Genomic DNA, 17,445 nt, shown 5'->3' on the forward strand with positions numbered 1-17,445 from the left:
TTCTCGGGAGCTCGATCGTGACATGTCACGGCCAGAGCGTGACATCCGCCGTGACATGTCACGGCCAGAGCGTGACAAGCGCCGCTCCCACCCACGAGGCGCCGCCGGGGCCCCGGCCGGGCGTGTGGCGTGGAACGCGCCGCATCGGCCGATATTCCTCGTTTCCGCGGTGCGCGACGCCGTGGGCCGCGCGGAGACCCGGAGCGCACCGGCCGGCACGGTCATTGCGGAGTCCGGTTCAGGCAGCGGATTTACCGGTGCTCACAGCGGGAGCTCAGACGGACGCTGGCCGGTGTCGTGGAGGCCACGCTCGGCGAGGTGCCGCCTGAGCCCACCATGGCAGCCAGACCGCTTTCGAGGGGATCTACCGGCGAAGCCGCGATCTCTCCAGGGTACGGCGCCCGAGCGCCCGGCTGCCGGGAAGGAAACAGCGCAGTCCATGAGAACGAGCTTGAAAAGGATGTCGGTCGCCGGCGCGCTCGCGGCGCTCGGCGTGTGCTTCAGCGGTCCAGCGTACGCCGTAGGAAACGGCATCGTGGACACCGGCAACCAGTATCCTTACGTCGTGAGTCTGACCAACATGGGGGCGCCACGCCCCTTCTGCAGCGGGACGCTGATCACGCCGCAGTGGGTGGTGTCAGCGCAGCACTGCTTCATCGACGGGAACGGGAACCCCATCAACCGGAACTTCATCGTCGAATTGGCCGCGGACCCCCAGAGCGCGCAGCTCAGCTTCGCGCACACCACGGCGGTGTCGGGCCCGGTCTTCGTCCCGTCTACCGTGCCGATCGACTGGATCGACGACGACCTGCGGTCTCGTGACATCGCCGTCTTTCGCCTGGACACGCGCGTCCCGCGCACGCTGGCCAGGCCTCTCCACCTCCCGGATGAGGATGCGTGCGGCTCGAGCTTCGACGGTACCATCGTGGGGTTCGGGAGCGGGGCGGACGATCTGGTCGTCTGCTCCGATGTCCCTCCCTTGCGCAGGTACAGCCATAGTCCGCTGGAGTACGACCGCTCGCACGAGGACTACGGCGACATCTTCTATGACGAAACGATCTGGACGCTGATCAACTGGCCGTTCATCTGCGACGAGTACGACGGGAGCTACGACGGAGACTCCGGCGGAGCTCTCCTCGACGAGGAAGGTAGGCTGTGCGGCGCGGTCAGCGGCAAGACGACGGCCTCGGTGTTGCCGGGCACGTACATCATGGAGAACGTCTTCGCTGCGCTCGACAGCGGTGAGGCGCGGGGCTTCATGCTCGGCGCCACGACCCCTGCCGGCAACCGGATCATCGACGCGAAGGGCAACTTCGACGGCGAGTGCCCGAGGTTCGTCGACCAGTGCGACAACTTCGGCCAGTGCGACGAGACGGACACGGACGTCGACGGGATCATCGACGTGTGCGACAACTGCCCGACGATCGCCAACCCGGAGCAGGCCATCGGCGCCGGCGACGACCCTGATGGCGACGGCCTCGGCGCCGCGTGCGACCTGTGCCCAGGCACCGTGTCCGTCGAGGGGCCAGGGCCGCTCTCCAACTGCAATTTCGAGGCGGAGATGGCCGTCGGTTATCGGACCGAGTCCGAGCCGCCGATCATTCGCGCGGACTCGCCGACCCTCGCCGCCGATCTGCAGCTCTACAAGGACACGTTCCGCCCCAACGCGTGCGACCCGGTGCCTTGCCCAAGGGCGACCCTGACCGACGGCGGCTCGCTGCCCGCGGCCGAGATCCCCCCCTTGCCGCTCACCTCGCCCACGTGCACCGCCGTGGGGGGCTGCCGCTGGGAGATGCGCAACCGGATTACCCTGAAGCCGACGATAGGAATCGGCGGCGACGTCCTGGGGACGCCCGGAGCGCTCAGGGCGAGGTGGTGCGAGTGCCCGTTCTACGACACGAGCACCCTGGAGGGGCGGCTCGAGTGCGACACGGACGCGACGACCGGCTGCGGCCGACTGTCGAAGGACTTCACCTCGCTGCCCAACTGGCACCCGCTCTCTACCCGCGCGGACGGGCCGAGCTCCGCCGACGGCGGGTGGGCGAACGGCAAGACGCTCGACAAGCTGCACTCCGTGCAGTTCACCGGGGCGCCGGATATCTTGTACAGGACTGTCTACTGGGACTTCCTCGATCTCGGCACCAGCTTCGTGCACACGAGCCCGACGAGCCGCTGGGTCCAGGGGGTACTGTTCGTTCACGCGACCGGCTACCTCCCGCAGGTGGCCGGATACGACACGGCCCAGGCCATCGAGTACGGCAACTATTACCTGTCGGGCGACGCGTCCATCGACGCGGGGGACAGGCCGCCGGTCCAGCCAGGTGCCATCACCCTGGATACGAAGAGGTTCTGCCCCGAGTGTCCGCTGAGCTTCGCCGACACATTCCACATCAATGATCCGCATGATCCTACGCGCCGGGTCTACCAGGCCACGCCGAATGGCTTGAAGCTCGTGCCCGGGATCACCACCGACACCGAGAAATTCTACCGCAATGTCGCCAACGGGACCTTCAAATACATCGCCGCCGCCGAGCCGCTCCGGCGGTTGATTCGGGACCGCCTTCCTGGCGAGACGATCCTGAGAGGCGTCGCACTCGACGCCGCGGGGGACAGCCAGCTCGCAGCGCATGTGTTCAGCGCCGGGCACGACGGGGCGCCGTTCGTCGTTCCTTTCGCCGGCGTTCAGGGCAGCACGTGGCCGTTGAACGGACCTGAGCTGCAGGGGAATGAGGGGCTCGTGCTCTCGGCGACCAATCGCCGGCTCTTCGTGATCGGCGGGACCACAGATGGTCAGGCAGGGTCGCAGCCCAACCCTTCGGCCTGGATGCTCGACGTGGACTCGGCGCTCTGGTCGGAGATCGAGATTCCAGGGAACGCCCGGCCAGGCGCCGTGCTCGGCGCGACCTTTCGCCTGGAAGACCGCTTCGTTTACCTGATCGACAACGGCGGCAACTTCATCACGCTGCGGCGGTGGAAACCGAACCACGAGGTCGAGACGCTGGCGGAGCTCCCCGTCTGGTGGAACCATTTCGAGCGATACTGGCTGGTCCCGGGCGAGGCCGGCGACCTGGTCCTCGCCGCGACCGCGCCCGCGAGCTCGACGAGCACGGACCCGGAAGCGGCGTTCGCCAGGTTCACCATCAGCGCGACGGGGGCCCTCTCGTTCGCTGGGCACAAGGAGGCGGCGCACCACCTCATCGGCGCTCCGATGGTGGGGGAACACACCATCGCCCTGACCCGCGCGGCCTCGGTCGACGTCGCTTCGACGGCCCAGGTGTCGCTCGGCAGCTTCGCGACGCCCGCCAGCAACAAGATTCCCACGATCTTCTGAGCCATGCGACACAACCTCCTTGCCAGTCTCGCGGCGCACGCGGCGCCGCTCTTCTTCTCCCTGTCGGCCCTGGCGGCGAGCTGCTCTCCCGGCCCGCCAGAGCCTCCGTTCGCCGACGGCGCCGGCGGGCACCCGACGACCGATGGCGCGGCTCAGGGCGGCACGCGCGGGTCGGGGACGGCAAGCGAGGCGGCGACCGGCGCTGGCGTTCCGGGAGACGCCGGCCCGGACGCCACGTCCGACGCGCCCGAGCATCCAGCCGACAGCGCCTGGAAAGCGGTGAGCTGGCTCGATGGGTGCCAGATCGACGTCGCCGACGAGCCGGAGAAGGCGCTGCCCCCGTTGCGCTGGGAGCCGTGCTCGGGGGGCGCTCCGGGGTGCACGTCCCTCGCCATCGACTGGGATCACGACGACTATCCGCGAACCGCGTCGCCGAGCGTGGTGCGCTGGAACGACGGCTACCGCGTCGGGTTGTACATCAGGCGCCTGGGGGAGCGACGAACGGGCGTTTACGAGACCGACGGGAGACCGCTCGCCGCCTGGCGGCACAAGACCTGCATTCCGACAGTGCCCGCGGTGGGCCATGAACGGGTATGGCTCGGCGCGCAGAGGGTGAGCGTCGAGGCGCCCGCCTCGGCCTACCTCGTCTCCGCCTACGGCGACCTCGCCACCGTGAGCCAACCCATCCCGGTCGATATGCCGAGCCATGGTCTCGAGGCGAGCGACGACACCCTCGTCCTATCGGGTCTCGATGGCGGCACGATCACCATCTACGACAGGAACAGCAATCAGGCCGGGGTGTTCGGCCTGACAAAAGGCGGCGATGCGCCGTCGCTCGGTCAGATGTTTCCGGTCGGCGATAGCGCGGTCGGCGTGGCGTTCTTCGAGGTCAACACCCCGGAGGCGTGGATCTGGAACCGACAGACCCGTGCCGCCGAGCCGCTGCTCCGGGCGCCCTCTTCCCGGGTCATCGCCGACATCAAGAGCGACGGGCAGACGCTCGTGTGGCTGGAAGCGGGGCCGGCTTCGGACGGCGAGCTCTACGGGCCGTCCACCCTCTGGACCAGCCCTTTCGCGGCGGCGAGCGAGGCCCTCGTCCCGAAGAGCCGCCGGCCAGGTCCCCGCATCGGACACCGGATCTCGGCCGCCGGGGAAGGCTTCTACGCGGTCTATGCGATCGGCGAAAACTTGATCCATGTCTATCGCCTGTCCGACGCCCTTCACTGGTCGTTCACGACGCCACCCGAGCTCTCCACCATCCTGGACATCGCTTACGTGGACGCCCGCGAGGTCTGGGTCTGGGTCCGGGGCGGGGTCGTGCGCCAGGCGATCTCGGAGCTCGGCCCGGGCGATCCCGCCCCCTGAGTCCAGCGCCTCCGCTGGTGCACACCGCAGTCGTCGACGCGGCCACTGTGTAGGCAATTCGCCCATACACACGATGAAACACACGACGCGACATGCGGCTGGACACTCGACGAATGCGACACGGCCGCATCACGACGTCACCCTTGTTGGCTGCACAACAGGGAGCACACCAACGGCATTAGGAAGTTCTTGATTCCTCAAGGATAACCGTGCACTCCTACACTGAGGAGTCCTTTTGCCAAAGCCCCCTGGCAAGGAGGTCGGTATGCGCCCACATCGTGCACTGCGCTCCCAGAATCGCCTGCTCTTCACCGCCGCCACGCTCGTTTGCCTCGCTGTCGGACCCCCCGCGGAGGCGGCTCCGTCGTACACCCTCTTCGAGAGCGGTCAGGTCCGACCGCTCGCGCTCTCACCAAGTCGTAACCTGCTCTTCGCGGCCAATACACCCGACGGCCGCCTGGAGATCTTCTACGTCTCGTCGGGTGGTCTGACGCACATCTCTTCCGTGAGCGTGGGCCTCGAGCCCGTCGCCGTCGCGGCGCGCAACGACGGCGAGGTGTGGGTCGTCAATCACCTCTCCGATAGCGTCAGCGTCGTCGACGTCTCGTTCCCCTTGCGGCCGCGGGTCGTGCGCACGCTCCTCGTCGGGGACGAGCCGCGGGACATCGTCTTCGGTGGTCCCGGGCGTTCGCGCGCGTTCATCACCGCCGCCCACCGGGGCCAGAACGCGCCGTTCGATCCGCAGCTGACGACGCCCGGGGTCGGCCGCGCCGACGTCTGGGTGTTCAACGCGAACGCCGTCGCGACCCAACCGTCGCTCGGGGGCACGCCCCTCACGATCCTCTCCTTCTTCACCGACACGCCGCGGGCGCTCGCGGTCAGCCCGGACGGGGCCTCGGTGTACGCCGCCGGCTTCCACACCGGCAACCGCACGACCGCCGTGCACCGCGCGATCGTGGAGGACGAAGGCGGCATGCTGCCGCCGTTCACCAACCACCTCGGGGAGCCGCAGCTGACGACGTCGCTCATCGTCCAGCACAACGGCGCCCACTGGGTCGACGCCGGGGGCAACCCCTGGGACGACTCGGTCATGTTCTCGCTGCCGGACAAGGACGTCTTCGTCATCGACGCCACGGCCAATCCCCCTGTCCAGCGGCCCGGCAGCGCCGGCTTCTTCACCGGCGTCGGGACCGTCCTCTACAACATGGTCGTCAACCCGGCGAACGGGAAGGTCTACGTCTCCAACACCGAGGCGTTCAACCTCGATCGCTTCGAGGGCCCGGGCACCTTCGCGGGCACGAGCGTCCGGGGACACCTGCACGAGAGCCGGATCTCCGTGCTCGGCAGCGGCGGCTCGGTCCTGCCGCGGCACCTGAACAAGCACATCGATTACTCGACGTGCTGCGCTCCGGTGCCCAACGCCGAGAACGCGAAGAGCCTGGCCACGCCGGTCGACATGGCGGTGACGAGCGACGGATCGAAGCTCTACGTCGCCGCGTTCGGGTCGAGCAAGGTCGGGGTCTTCCAGACGGCCCAGATCGAGAATGACACCTTCACGCCGAGCCTCGCGAGCCAGATCCAGGTCACCGGCGGCGGGCCGAGCGGGCTCGCGCTCGATCAGCCGCGCGGCCGGCTGTACGTGCTCACGCGCTTCGACAACTCCATCTCGATCGTCAACACGGCCACGCACGCCGAGACGGCCCACATCGCCCTCCACAACCCCGAGCCGGAGAGCGTGGTCCGCGGGCGCAGGTTCCTCCATGACGCGAGCTTCTCGTCGGCCCACGGCGACTCGTCGTGCGCGAGCTGCCACGTCTTCGGCGACCTCGATAGCCTGGCATGGGACCTCGGCAACCCCGACGGGGAGACCGTGACGAACCCTGGGCCGTTCACGAACATCAACCCGCCGTTCCCCGCCGATACCTCGCTGAAGCCCATGAAAGGGCCCATGACGACCCAGAGCCTGCGCGGCATGGCCAACCACGGGCCGATGCACTGGCGCGGCGACCGCACGGGCGGCAACGACGCGTCCACCGCGCAGCCGGACAGCGGGGCCTTCGACGAGCGCGCGGGGTTCAAGAAATTCCAGGGCGGCTTCACCAACCTGCTCGGCCGGCACGCGCCGATCCCCGACGAGGACATGGAGGCGTTCACGGACTTCATCCTCCAGCTCTCGTATCCGCCGAACCCGATCCGGAACCTCGACAACTCGCTGAACGCCGATCAACAGGCCGGGCGCGATCACTTCTTCCGCGAAGGCGGCGCAGGGACCTTCTCGTGCAATTCCTGCCATACCCTGGACCCGGACGGGAACGCCGGCACCAGCGATTTCCCTGGCTTCTTCGGGACGGACGGCGCGAGCATCGGCCAGGAGAACGGCCAGAGCTTCAAGATCCCGCACCTGCGGAACATGTACCAGAAGATCGGCATGTTCGGCATGGCCCCGGTCCTGAGCCTCTTCCACCCGGGAGACAACGACTTCAAGGGTGACCAGATCCGCGGCTTCGGGTTCATGCACGACGGCGTGATGGACACGCTGTTCCGCTTCCACCAGGCGATCGGCTTCGAGCAGAGCGAGTTCTCGCCGAACGGCTTCCCGCCCGGCGCGCCCGGGGAGCTCCTCCGCGAGCAGGCCGTGGAGTTCATGCTGGCGTTCGACACGAACCTCGCCCCCATCGTCGGGCAGCAGGTCACGCTCGGCTCGCACAACGCCACGGCGGCCTGGCCGCGCATCGACCTGCTGCGCCAGCGCGCCGAGGCCGGAGAGTGCGACCTCGTGGCGAAGCTCCCGTTCCTCCTCGAGGAGACAGGCCTGCTCTATATCGGAGGTGGCCAGTTCACCACGGCGCGCGCCGCGGCCCCGCCCTTGAGCGATCTCGTCCTGCGCTCGCTCGCCGCGCTCACCGGGCACCCGGTGACGTACACCTGCGTGCCGCCGGGCTCGGGCACGCGCGTCGGCATCGACCGCGACGGCGACGGGTTCCTCGACGGCGATGAGTGCGACGCGGGCACGGATCCCGCGGATCCGACGAGCCACTGAGTCGGCTGCGTCGAGCCAGCGACGGCCGCACCGCGTGGAGCGCGGTGCGGCCGGCGCGGCGCCTCAGCCCGCTCCAGGCGGTGCGGCGCGGCGCTTCAGCGGCGCTCCAGGCGGTGCGGCGCGGCGCCTCCGCCGCGCCGGGCGCCCATGCACCAGCGCAGCGCCTCCTTCAGGCTGCGCAGCGTCTTGACCTGCGAGAGATCGAAGCCGAGGCCGACCATCGTCTGCGCGACCGGCGGGCGGATGCCGGTGACCACGCCCTTGCAGCCGAGCAGCGTCAACCCATTGATGATCTTGATGAGGTGCTGCGCCGTCGTCGTGTCGACCGAATCGAGCCCGGTGAGGTCGAGGATCGCGAAGGCGGATTGTTTCTCCACCACGCTCGCGAGCAGCGACTCCATCACCATCGCCGCGCGATCCGCGTCGACAGAGCCGATCAAGGGGACGATGAGCACGTCCTGCCAGACCTCGATGATGGGGCTCGACAGCCGCGCGATCGACTCCTGCTGATCCTGCGTCAACCGCAGCTGCTCCCGGAGCTGCTGCTCGACGCGGAGCTGCTGCGTGATGTCCTCGCAGATGGCGCCGACGCCGGTGGTCTCCCCGAGGACGTCTTTCTGGGGAACGAACCTGGTCCGCCAGATCCTGTCTCGCCGGACCTGCTCGACCTGCGCGATCTCCCCGGAGAGGGCCTGCTCGAAGGCCGCGCGAACATCCTCGGTGTCGCCGCACAGCTCGCGCATGTGCTTGCCCAGCTCGCCTCGCTCCGTACAACCGATCTGCGCGAGCGCTCCGCCCTGCGCGATCACGCAGCTGCCGGTCCTGTCGAACGCCAGGATGGCGATGGGCATGCTGTCGATGCAAGCGCGGAGCAGCTCCCCCTTCACCGCGAGCCTGACATCGTCGGCCAGGTTGATGCCGAACGTCTGGACGCCCACGATCTCGCCGTCATCGTTCCGGCGGGGCGCGTAGTGCACGATCCAGTGCACGCCCCCGGCCACGGTGTCCGTGCGGACCGGCTCCCCCTCGAGGACGCGCTTGCACAGGCCCATGATATCCGCGTCCGCGCCGTAGAGATCAAACATGTTCATTCCGACGAGCTGACCTCGTTTGAGCCCCATGCTCTCGAGCCCGTTGCCGTCGGAGACGTGGAGCGTGCCCGCCCGATCGCACCACCAGACGATCGCATCCATCGTCTGGAACACGTCGACGAGGATGCGCGCCTGAGCCTCCCACGCCCCGCGATCGGGCTTCACGGCAGCCCAGAGCGCCGTGTCGTCGGCGCGCCACAGCGTCCAGTGCAGCTGGACGATCTCCCCGCGGGCGCCCACGACGCGCGCCGCGGCGGAGACGCTGCCCGCGGCGGCGCGCGCGCCCGTGATCCGGGCGGACAGCTCTCCCCGATCGTCCTCGTGGACGCGCTCGAGGAGCCGCCCGGACGGGCCAACGCAGCTCTCCCAGGCCGCGTTGCAGGCGACCACCTCGCCGGCGCTGGAGAGCAACGCCAGCGGTGTGGGTGTGCCGTCAAGCAGTGTCTTACATGAGAGCGAAGCGAGCCTGTCGTCCATTGAGTCCTTGCAAGAGGCCAGAAGCGACGAACCTCGGCGCGCCAGCCTCACGCCTCTCACGGTAGGTGAACAAACGCGCTGTGAGCGCCGTCAGGGCACCGGGTGCGAAGAGGTGGGATGCTGCTCTGATCCTCGGCGCTGGGGTCATCGAGCCTGGCACCATGGCGAACCGTAACCTGGTGATATCATCTGGGGGCGTCGAGGCGCCAGCCTCATCGCTAGCCGCGCCGCGGCGGATCGAGGCGCGCGCGACCCGGCCCGACGGCGAGGGCCCGCTGCCCCACCACATCGCCCCTCGGCGCTCGGCATGAAGCGATGGCCGACACCGGTTGTGGCGGAAGGTGGGTTCTGCTGTTTGTACGAGGACGCGAGCGGGCGCGGCGCTCGGAGACGCGCGTGATCCATCGAGAGGTCGGCCTCGGGCTCGCCGCCTGGAGAGCGGCCGCCGCTGCACGGCCGCCGAGCGCGAGGCGGGCGCGCGGGCGCTGGCGGCGACCCGCGCCGGGGAACGTCGTTTGACGCGTCGCGCTCGCCTTGTCGTGCGCGCCAGCGCGCGTTAGACATCGTACGGAATGGAACCCGAGGGCCACGAGAGTTTCGCTGACTCGGACCCGAGTTTCCGACAACTCCATCCTTGCGGGCGCCTCATCAGCGCCGTGCAAGACCTCTCGCTGGCCCGCGACCTCCAGACGATCATGCAGATTGTCGATCGGGCCGCCCGCGACCTCACGGGCGCCGACGGCGCGTCCTTCGTGCTCCGCGACGGTGACCTCTGTTACTATGCGCAGGAGGACTCGATCGCCCCCCTCTGGCAGGGGAGACGGTTTCCGATGTCGGCGTGCGTCAGCGGCTGGGTGATGCTGAATCGGAGGCCGGCGGTCATCGGCGACATCACGCGCGATCCTCGCGTCCCGATCGACGCCTATCGGCCGACCTACGTGCGGAGCATGGCGATGGTGCCGATCCGCGCGCGCGCTCCTCTCGGGGCGCTCGGGGTCTACTGGAGCTCCATACGAGAGATCGCGCAGAGCGAGGTGACGCTGCTCCAGGCGCTCGCCGGCAGCGCCGCCGTGGCCCTGGAGAACGTCGCGCTCCACGACGGCCTGGAGAAGGGCAAGGCGCGGGCGCGCGAGGTCGAGGCGGCGAACCGCGATCTCGCGGAGAGGCAACAGGCCCTGGAGGAGCTCCAGCGGCAGAGCGAGGCGCTGAGCGAGTTCCTCGCGCACGATCTCAGGAGTCCCGCCGCCGGTATCATCCTCGCCGCGCAGGCACGCCTGAAGAAGCAGGATCTTCCGGAGCCGGAGCGGCGCCGATGGAATGCCGTCCTCACCTCGGCCGAGGTCATCCAGCGCACCGCGCTGAACCTGCTCGACGTGGCGAGCCGCCAGCACGGGATGTTCGTCCTGCGGCTCACCGAGCTCGACCCTGCGTCGCTGTTCGAAGGTGTGGCCGAGATCCTGGAGCCGCTCGCGGCGTCGCGCGGGCAGCGCATCGAGCTTTGCCCCGCCATGCCGAGGTGCCTTCTCCGCGCCGATGAGGAGCTCGTGCGGCGCGTTCTGCTGAACCTCGTCGACAACGCGCTTCGCCACAGCCCGCCGCACGGCGCGGTGCGCCTCGAGGCGCGGTGGCTCGGCCCGGGCTGGGTCGAGCTCAACGTGTGCGACGAGGGCCTGGGGATCCCGGCCCACCTGCGCGACCGCATCTTCGACAAGTACGCGCGGCTCGCCGACGGGGGCGCGATCACTTCGGCCGGCCGCGGCCTCGGGCTGACGTTCTGCCGGCTGGTCGTCGAGGCGCACGGCGGCAGGATCGACGTGACGGACAACGGGGGGCGGGGGAGCCGGTTCTGCGTTCAGCTGCCGGCAGGCTGACAGAAGAGCATCGAGGGCGCTGAGAGCCGGTGTCGGGGATCGCTCCACGACGAGGAAGCGATGATGTCCCCGATGTCGCGTCGTGTGATCTATCGATATCGCACCTCTTCCCGGGCGGCCGAGCGAGAGGCGCACGCGCGCGGCGTTGAGTGCGCGCGCCTCTCGCTCGGCCGCCCGACGATGCGCTCTCGCGTCTTGCGATTCCGGAGGCGATCAGGTAGCGCAGGATCCACGGTGAGCTCTCACGCGGACTCCGTGCACATCGCGACGCGCCCGCCGCGGGCGCTCTCCCTCGTGCTCGCGCCGCCGCCGCGAGGTGCCCCGTGAGGGAGCGGCTCGAGAGCCTGCTCCTCGTCCTGGCCGTCGGCTCGGGCGTCGCGATCGGCGCGAAGCGCGTCGCGATTCCCTACAACGTCGCGCTCGTGCTCGTGGGGCTGCTGCTCGTCGTCGTCGACGTGCTCCCGAAGGCGCCGATGGACCCGGAGGTCATCCTCATCGCGTTCCTCCCGGTGCTCGTGTTCGAGGGCGCCCTGTTCGCCGACGCGGACAGCCTGAGGGGCGCGAGCCGGCCGATCCTCGCGCTCGCCGTGCCGGGCGTGCTCATCTCGCTGCTCGGCACCGCCGCGGTGGCGACGCAGCTGCTCGCGCTCCCGTTCGCCGCGGCGCTCCTCCTCGGCGCGCTGCTCTCGATCACCGACACCGTGAGCGTGCTGCTCGCCTTCCGCAGCGTCCGCGTGCCGCACCGGCTGGCGGCCATCATGGAAGGCGAGAGCCTCTTCAACGACGGCACCGCGCTCGTGCTCGTGGTGCTCGCGTCGCAGGTCCTCGTGAGCGGCACCTTCGACGGCGCCGAGTCCTTCCGCGCCCTCGCCCTGGCCATGGCCGGCGGCGCGGCCGTCGGGGGCGCGCTCGGCGCCGTCGGCGCGTCCCTCCTCCGCCGCACGCCGGATCACCTGACCGCGATCCTCGCCTCCATCGTGCTCGTCTTCGCCACGGCCCTGCTCGCCGAGCGGCTCCACGCCTCGCCGGTCATCGCCGTCGTGGTCCTCGGGGTGATCGTCGGCAAGGCCGCGCGCCGCATCCTCGAGCCCTCGCGCGTGCTCGCGCTCCAGGGCTTCTGGGAGACGAGCGGCTTCTGCCTCAACGTGGTGCTCTTCGAGCTCGTCGGCATGCAGATCCAGGCGGATATGCTCGTGCGCGAGGCGGCGTCCATCGGCCTCGCGCTGATCGCCCTGCATGGGGGCAGGGCGGTGGCCGTCTACGGCTGCTTCGGCGTGCTCCGGGCGCTCACGGGCGAGGTCGTGCCCTTCCGCTGGCAGCACGTGATGCTGGTCGGCAACATCAAGGGCGCGCTGTCGATGGCGGCGGTCCTCAGCCTCCCGAGCAGCCTGCCCTACCGCGACCGCCTGATCACGATCGTCTTCGGCGTGACCTTCGTCACGCTGGTCGCGCAGGCGCTGCCGTTCGCGCGGCTGCTCAAGGTCCTGGGGGTCGCGATCCCGACGGCGGACAGCGTGCTCGACGCCGCGAAGGCTACGCTCATCGCGGCGCGGCGCGGCCAGTCCGAGCTCGACGATCTGCTCGCGGCGGGCCTCGTGTCCCGCAAGGAGCACGCCGAGCGCCGCGCCTCGTTCCAGCGGCAGGTCATCCAGGCGGAGGTGGCGCTCCAGACGCCGCAGGGCGAGGTGGTCCGCGACCACCTCACCGATCTCGCCCTCCTCTCGGCGCAGAAGGCGGCGGTGCTCGACGCGGCGAGGCGCGGCCTCATCGCCGCCGACACCGCGCACGCCCACGTGAACCGGATCGACAGGGCCATGGTGGAGCTCCCCGGCGGACACGCCGCGCACCCTCACGAGCACGAAGGAGAGAGCTGACATGCGCGTTCTCATCGCGGGCGCCGGGCGCGCAGGGCTCAGCGTCGCGGTCCACCTCGCGAAGATGGGCCACGACGTGACGATCGTCGATCGCGACGAGTCGATCGCGAACAGCGCCTTCGAGCGGCACGGCCTCGTCTCGCTCGTGGGCGACGCGACCGACGCCGGGCTCCTCCAGGAGGCCGAGGTGGCGCGCGCCGACGTGGTGGTGGCGATGCTTCGCCGCGACGCCGACAACCTCGCCGTGGCGCTCCTCGCGCAGGCCGCGGGGGCCAAGCGCGTGATGGTGCGCATGCGAGACCCCGCCTACCGGAGCGTGTACGTCCGCGCGGGCGTCGACCGGATCCTCTCCGAGATCGACGTCTTCATCGGCGCGATGGCCACCGCGATCGAGCACTCTGGCGTCCGCCACGCGATGGTGCTCGGCACCGGCGAGTCGGTCGCGTTCGAGCTCGACATCCCGGTCGACTCGGTGGTCGCGGGCCGCACGGTGAGCACCATCGCGGGCAGCGCGAGCTTCCCTTCGTCGTGCGTCTTCGCCGGCGTCTACCGCCCGGATGGCCGCGTCGAGGCGCCGCGCGGCTCCTCCGTCGTCGCGGGGGGCGCCACGGTGCTCCTCGTGGCCGCGCGCGACGAGCTCGCCGAGGTCATCGCGTTCTTCCTCCAGCGCGAGCCCGCGGGCGGCGGGGTCCAGGAGCGCCGCTGACGCGGGGCAGGTGTTCTATGACGAGGTGCGCGGGGACCACGGGCTCATGGGCACGGCTTGCGGCGGCGCTGGCCGCCCTCTCCGCCTGCGGCGGCGATGACGCCGGGGCCGCTGCAGGAGGCGGCGTCCAGGCCGCCGTCTCGTACTACCGGGACGTCAAACCCATCTTCGACGCGCGGTGCGCGGGGTGCCACAGCGACGGCGGCGTCGCGCCGTTCTCGCTCGAGCGCCACGAGACCGCGGCGTCCTGGGCCGCGTCGATCAAGCGGGCCGTCGTCGAGCGCACGATGCCCCCCTGGCCGGCCGACAACGCCTGCGCCGAGTACGTGGGCGACCGCTCCCTGTCCGAGCAGCAGATCCAGACCATCGCGGCGTGGGTCGACGGCGGCGCGGCCCTGGGCGACCCGGCGGACGAGGGCCCGCCGATCGAGCCGCCGGCGAGCGGCGCGCTCGCGCGGGTGGACCGGACGCTCGAGATGCCGGTCGAGTACACCCCGCAGACGGGGCCCGACGAGTACCGCTGCTTCGTGATCGACTGGCCGGAGGAGGCCACGCGTTACGTCACCGGCTTCGGGATCAGGCCCGGCGAGCAGCGCGTCGTCCACCACGTGATCGCCTTCATCGCGGCGCCGGACCAGCTCGCCGAGCTCGACGCCCTCGACGCGTCCGACCCGGGCCCGGGATATCCCTGCTACGGCGGCCCTGGGCTCAAGCCGCGCTGGCTCGGCGGCTGGGTGCCCGGCGGCGGGAGCATGATCTTCCCGCCGGGGGCGGGCACTCGGATCGAGCCTGGCTCCAGGCTGATCCTGCAGGTTCACTACAACACGCTGACGGCGGGCAAGCTGCCGGATCGCACCGCGATCGACGTGACGCTGGAGAGCTCCGTCGAGCGGGAGGGCACGATGCAGCCGTGGGCGAACCCGGCCTGGCTCAGCGGCGACTCCATGATGATCCCTGCCCTGGAGAGCGACGTCGTCCATCGCTGGGGGGCCGATCCCTCCCGGGCGCTCGCGGACAACGCGCCGATCGAGATCCACTGGGTGGGCCTCCACATGCATACGCTCGGCACGCGCGCGCGCCTCGAGATCGAGCGCGCCGGCGGCGGCTCGGAGTGTGTGCTCGACATCCCGCGCTGGGACTTCCACTGGCAGGGAAACTACAAGCTCGCCGAGCCCAAGGTGCTCGAGCCGGGCGACAAGCTGTCGATCGAGTGCCACTGGGACAACACGCCCGAGAAGCAGCCGATCATCGACGGACAGCCGCGGGTCCCCAGGGATGTCGTCTGGGGAGAGGGCACGACCGACGAGATGTGCCTCGGCACGTTCTACATGACCGGGCGCTGAGCGCCGGCTTCTCTGAAGCGATCTTCGGTGTCTGCGGCGTGCCTGCGTATAGGATGCAAGACCCACCGTCGGATCCTCGTCCGTGAGCATCGCGAACCAGACCCCCTTCGCCGTCCAGCCCGTGCCGCTCCTCGATCGCGAGGGCAACGATGTCCTGGTCGCCATCGTCAAGGGCACGTTCGTCCTCGATCGGAGCGGGGGCTCGAGGCTCGCCGACGATCCCGCGCCGGTCCGTGTCGCCGACGAGCCCTGGGAGCCCGAGAGTCCGCGGAGCAGCCTCCGCTTCCCGTCGGATCTCGGCGTCGCCAAGCTGGGCACGGACGTGGTGGTGACCGGCGACGCGGTCGCCCCCGAGAAGGTGAGGGTGCTCGACGTCGCGGTGCGGGTCAGGCAGCGGCTGACGCCCCTGCGCGTCCACGGGCAGCGCTTCTTCTTCAAGGGCGTCCTCGGCGTCGGGATCGGGCCTGCTGCGCCGTTCGAGCGCGTGCCGATCGTCTACGAGCGGGCGTATGGCGGCATGTCGGAGGATCTCTCGGTGGTCGATCTCCGGAACCCGGCCGGCGTCGGCGCGGCGAGGAGCGCGGCGGACCTCGTGGACACGAGGGCTCCGCAGATCGAGCACCCGGAGCGGCCCCACGCGTCCGCGTCGGATCGCCATGCGCCGGTGGGCTTCGGCGCGATCATGATGCACTGGTCGCCGCGCCTCGAGCACGCTGGCACGTTCGACGAGCGGTGGAAGGCGACGCGGATGCCGCTCCCTCCTGAAGATCAGGACATCCGCTTCGGCAACGTCGCCCACCCTTCGCTCCAGTTCGAGGAGCACCTCGTGCCCGGGGATCCGGTGGGCATCGCCGGCATGTCGCTCGAGCCGGTCGTCTTCGCGCTGCCGGGGTTTCCGGTGGTGGCGAGCGCGCGTTACGACACGGGCGAGCGCGTGGTCGTGCGGCCGCCGATCGACACTGTGCTGATCCTGCCCGAGGCGCGGCGGGTGGAGCTCGTGGCGCGCGCCGTCTTCCCGATAGGCCGCGGCCGGCGGGTGCTGCGCGAGGTCGTGGTGCGCGGCGATGGGTGACGCGGCGGGCGGCTCCGGAGGGCCTGTGGACCCCGAGATCGCGGGCGTGCCGCTCTCTGCCTATGCGGCGGTGCTGGCGTACACGGCCGAGGGCGTCTCGCTCGAGGCGAGCCTGGAGCACGCCGCGATCGCCGCCGGAGCCTGGCCGTCGGCGGAGGAGGCCTGGTCCGCGCGCCTCGCCGAGAGCGCGATGGGGGACGGGGCGCTGATCGCGGCGTGCGACGAGCACCGCCTCGCGGCGCAGGCGCACGTGGAGCGCAAGGTGCCTCCGCTCGACACGGACCTGCGCGCCTGGCTCGATTTCTTCCGCGCGTTCACGGCGTCGGAGGACCCGCTCGGTTTCCTCGATGCGCGCGGGCTGGGCGAGGGCGACGTGTTCCGGCTGCTGGGCGCCTGGCAGGAGCGGATCGTGGCGGAGGGGGGCGTGCGCGCCGAGGCGACGGCGATCCTCGCCGCAGCGCCCGGGCCGGCGCCGGAGGTGCGGCCTGAGGCGCCGGCGCTGAGGGCGGCGACGCGGAGGCCGCGTGGCGGCGCGGCGGCGGCCGTGAAGAAGGCGCGGGCCGTGGTGGCGGTGCGGGGCGAGACGGCGGATTTGCCGCGGGATTTATCGAAGCTGATCTTGCCGTTCGTGAAGCAGCCGGGGGGCGCGGAGAGGGTGGAGCCGCCTGCGCCGGCACCGGCGGCGAGGCCCGCGCTTTTGCCGTCGCTGGCCGCGCCGGAGCTCCCGAAGCCGGTGCTCGCGCCGAAGGAGATCGCCGAGACGGCGCCGGTGTTCCCGGCGCCGAGCCGGCCGGCGCTGCCGTTTGGGTCGCGCGTGGGCGAGCGGGACGCGCCGCGCTCCGGGTTGCCGGCTACGGGGCTGCCACCGTTGCGTGAAGGGGCGTTGGAGGAGTCGATTGCCGGGACGCCCGGCGTCGGGACGGCGCCTGTGATGTTCGAGGCCGCGAAGCCGGCGCTCCCGTTCGCCCCGTCGCCCGGGGCGCCGTCGTCGGGCGCCGCGCCGTCGTCGGGCGGCAGCGCGCGCTCGCCGGCGGCCGATGGTCCCCGGCTCTCGCTGGAAGACTACGCTGCGATGCTCGCGGAGATCGCGGCGAGCCCCGCGACGGCGACGGAGGCTATCGCGCGCTACGGGCTCACCCGCGAGGCGAAGGGCGCCGAGGACGCGGCGTGGCAGGCGAGGTTCGCGGCGGAGCCGGGGCTGCGGATGAAGTGGATGCGGGAGCTGGTCGCGGCGGGAGAGCGGGTTCGCGCGAAGCGGTGAGGGAGCGCGAAGGG

General features: G+C 70.6%; 10 protein-coding genes. 9 read left to right on the plus strand and 1 reads right to left on the minus strand.

Translation table 11 applies throughout. From position 1 onward, the window contains the following. The first annotated feature begins 439 nt into the window (after window positions 1–439). From POL72_RS42680 to POL72_RS42690, 3 genes are all read left to right on the plus strand, one after another. Window positions 440–3,331 carry a trypsin-like serine protease gene (locus POL72_RS42680; protein ID WP_272102631.1) on the plus strand — a complete coding sequence of 964 codons (2,892 nt, stop codon included), beginning with the start codon at window positions 440–442 and terminating at the stop codon, window positions 3,329–3,331. Window positions 3,332–3,334: 3 nt separating this feature from the next. Then, a complete protein-coding gene (locus POL72_RS42685) occupies window positions 3,335–4,696 on the plus strand; it encodes a hypothetical protein (RefSeq protein ID WP_272102632.1) in 1,362 nt (453 codons plus the stop codon). Between the two features lie 265 nt (window positions 4,697–4,961). After that, window positions 4,962–7,736, plus strand: coding sequence for a hypothetical protein (locus POL72_RS42690; protein WP_272102633.1), 2,775 nt, complete (start codon window positions 4,962–4,964; stop codon window positions 7,734–7,736). A 95-nt stretch (window positions 7,737–7,831) separates the two neighbouring features. Here the strand turns inward: POL72_RS42690 and POL72_RS42695 are convergent, their stop codons facing one another. Then, entirely contained in the window at window positions 7,832–9,304 is a 1,473-nt protein-coding gene (locus tag POL72_RS42695; protein WP_272102634.1) for a PAS domain-containing protein, read from the minus strand. Between the two features lie 656 nt (window positions 9,305–9,960). Here POL72_RS42695 and POL72_RS42700 point away from each other — a divergent pair. The 6 genes from POL72_RS42700 (at window position 9,961) to POL72_RS42725 (ending at window position 17,431) form a co-directional block, all read left to right on the plus strand. After that, window positions 9,961–11,175 (plus strand): GAF domain-containing sensor histidine kinase, encoded by a 1,215-nt coding sequence (locus tag POL72_RS42700; RefSeq protein WP_272102635.1) that lies wholly within the window; start codon window positions 9,961–9,963, stop codon window positions 11,173–11,175. Between the two features lie 323 nt (window positions 11,176–11,498). Continuing rightward, complete coding sequence (locus tag POL72_RS42705; RefSeq protein ID WP_272102636.1) at window positions 11,499–13,049, plus strand: cation:proton antiporter; 1,551 nt, start codon at window positions 11,499–11,501, stop codon at window positions 13,047–13,049. A 1-nt stretch (window position 13,050) separates the two neighbouring features. Then, a complete protein-coding gene (locus POL72_RS42710; RefSeq protein ID WP_272102637.1) occupies window positions 13,051–13,755 on the plus strand; it encodes a potassium channel family protein in 705 nt (234 codons plus the stop codon). A 17-nt stretch (window positions 13,756–13,772) separates the two neighbouring features. Continuing rightward, window positions 13,773–15,098 (plus strand): monooxygenase, encoded by a 1,326-nt coding sequence (locus POL72_RS42715; RefSeq protein ID WP_272102638.1) that lies wholly within the window; start codon window positions 13,773–13,775, stop codon window positions 15,096–15,098. A gap of 82 nt (window positions 15,099–15,180) precedes the next feature. Beyond that, window positions 15,181–16,170: a DUF2169 family type VI secretion system accessory protein gene (locus POL72_RS42720; RefSeq protein ID WP_272102639.1), complete on the plus strand. Its 990-nt coding sequence runs from the start codon at window positions 15,181–15,183 to the stop codon at window positions 16,168–16,170. Next, window positions 16,163–17,431: a hypothetical protein gene (locus tag POL72_RS42725; RefSeq protein ID WP_272102640.1), complete on the plus strand. Its 1,269-nt coding sequence runs from the start codon at window positions 16,163–16,165 to the stop codon at window positions 17,429–17,431. Before POL72_RS42720 ends, POL72_RS42725 begins: the two co-directional genes overlap by 8 nt. The last annotated feature ends 14 nt before the right edge of the window (window positions 17,432–17,445 follow it).

The organism is Sorangium aterium (assembly GCF_028368935.1).
Classification (GTDB): domain Bacteria; phylum Myxococcota_A; class Polyangia; order Polyangiales; family Polyangiaceae; genus Sorangium; species Sorangium atrum.

What these genes read in the sequence shown, in the direction of transcription:
- POL72_RS42680 (WP_272102631.1), top strand. Translation starts at nt 440, where the DNA reads ATGAGAACGAGCTTGAAAAGGATGTCGGTCGCCGGCGCGCTCGCGGCG.
- POL72_RS42690 (WP_272102633.1), top strand. Translation starts at nt 4,962, where the DNA reads ATGCGCCCACATCGTGCACTGCGCTCCCAGAATCGCCTGCTCTTCACC.
- POL72_RS42725 (WP_272102640.1), top strand. Translation starts at nt 16,163, where the DNA reads ATGGGTGACGCGGCGGGCGGCTCCGGAGGGCCTGTGGACCCCGAGATC.
- POL72_RS42685 (WP_272102632.1), top strand. Translation starts at nt 3,335, where the DNA reads ATGCGACACAACCTCCTTGCCAGTCTCGCGGCGCACGCGGCGCCGCTC.
- POL72_RS42695 (WP_272102634.1), bottom strand. Translation starts at nt 9,304, where the DNA reads ATGGACGACAGGCTCGCTTCGCTCTCATGTAAGACACTGCTTGACGGC.
- POL72_RS42710 (WP_272102637.1), top strand. Translation starts at nt 13,051, where the DNA reads ATGCGCGTTCTCATCGCGGGCGCCGGGCGCGCAGGGCTCAGCGTCGCG.
- POL72_RS42715 (WP_272102638.1), top strand. Translation starts at nt 13,773, where the DNA reads ATGACGAGGTGCGCGGGGACCACGGGCTCATGGGCACGGCTTGCGGCG.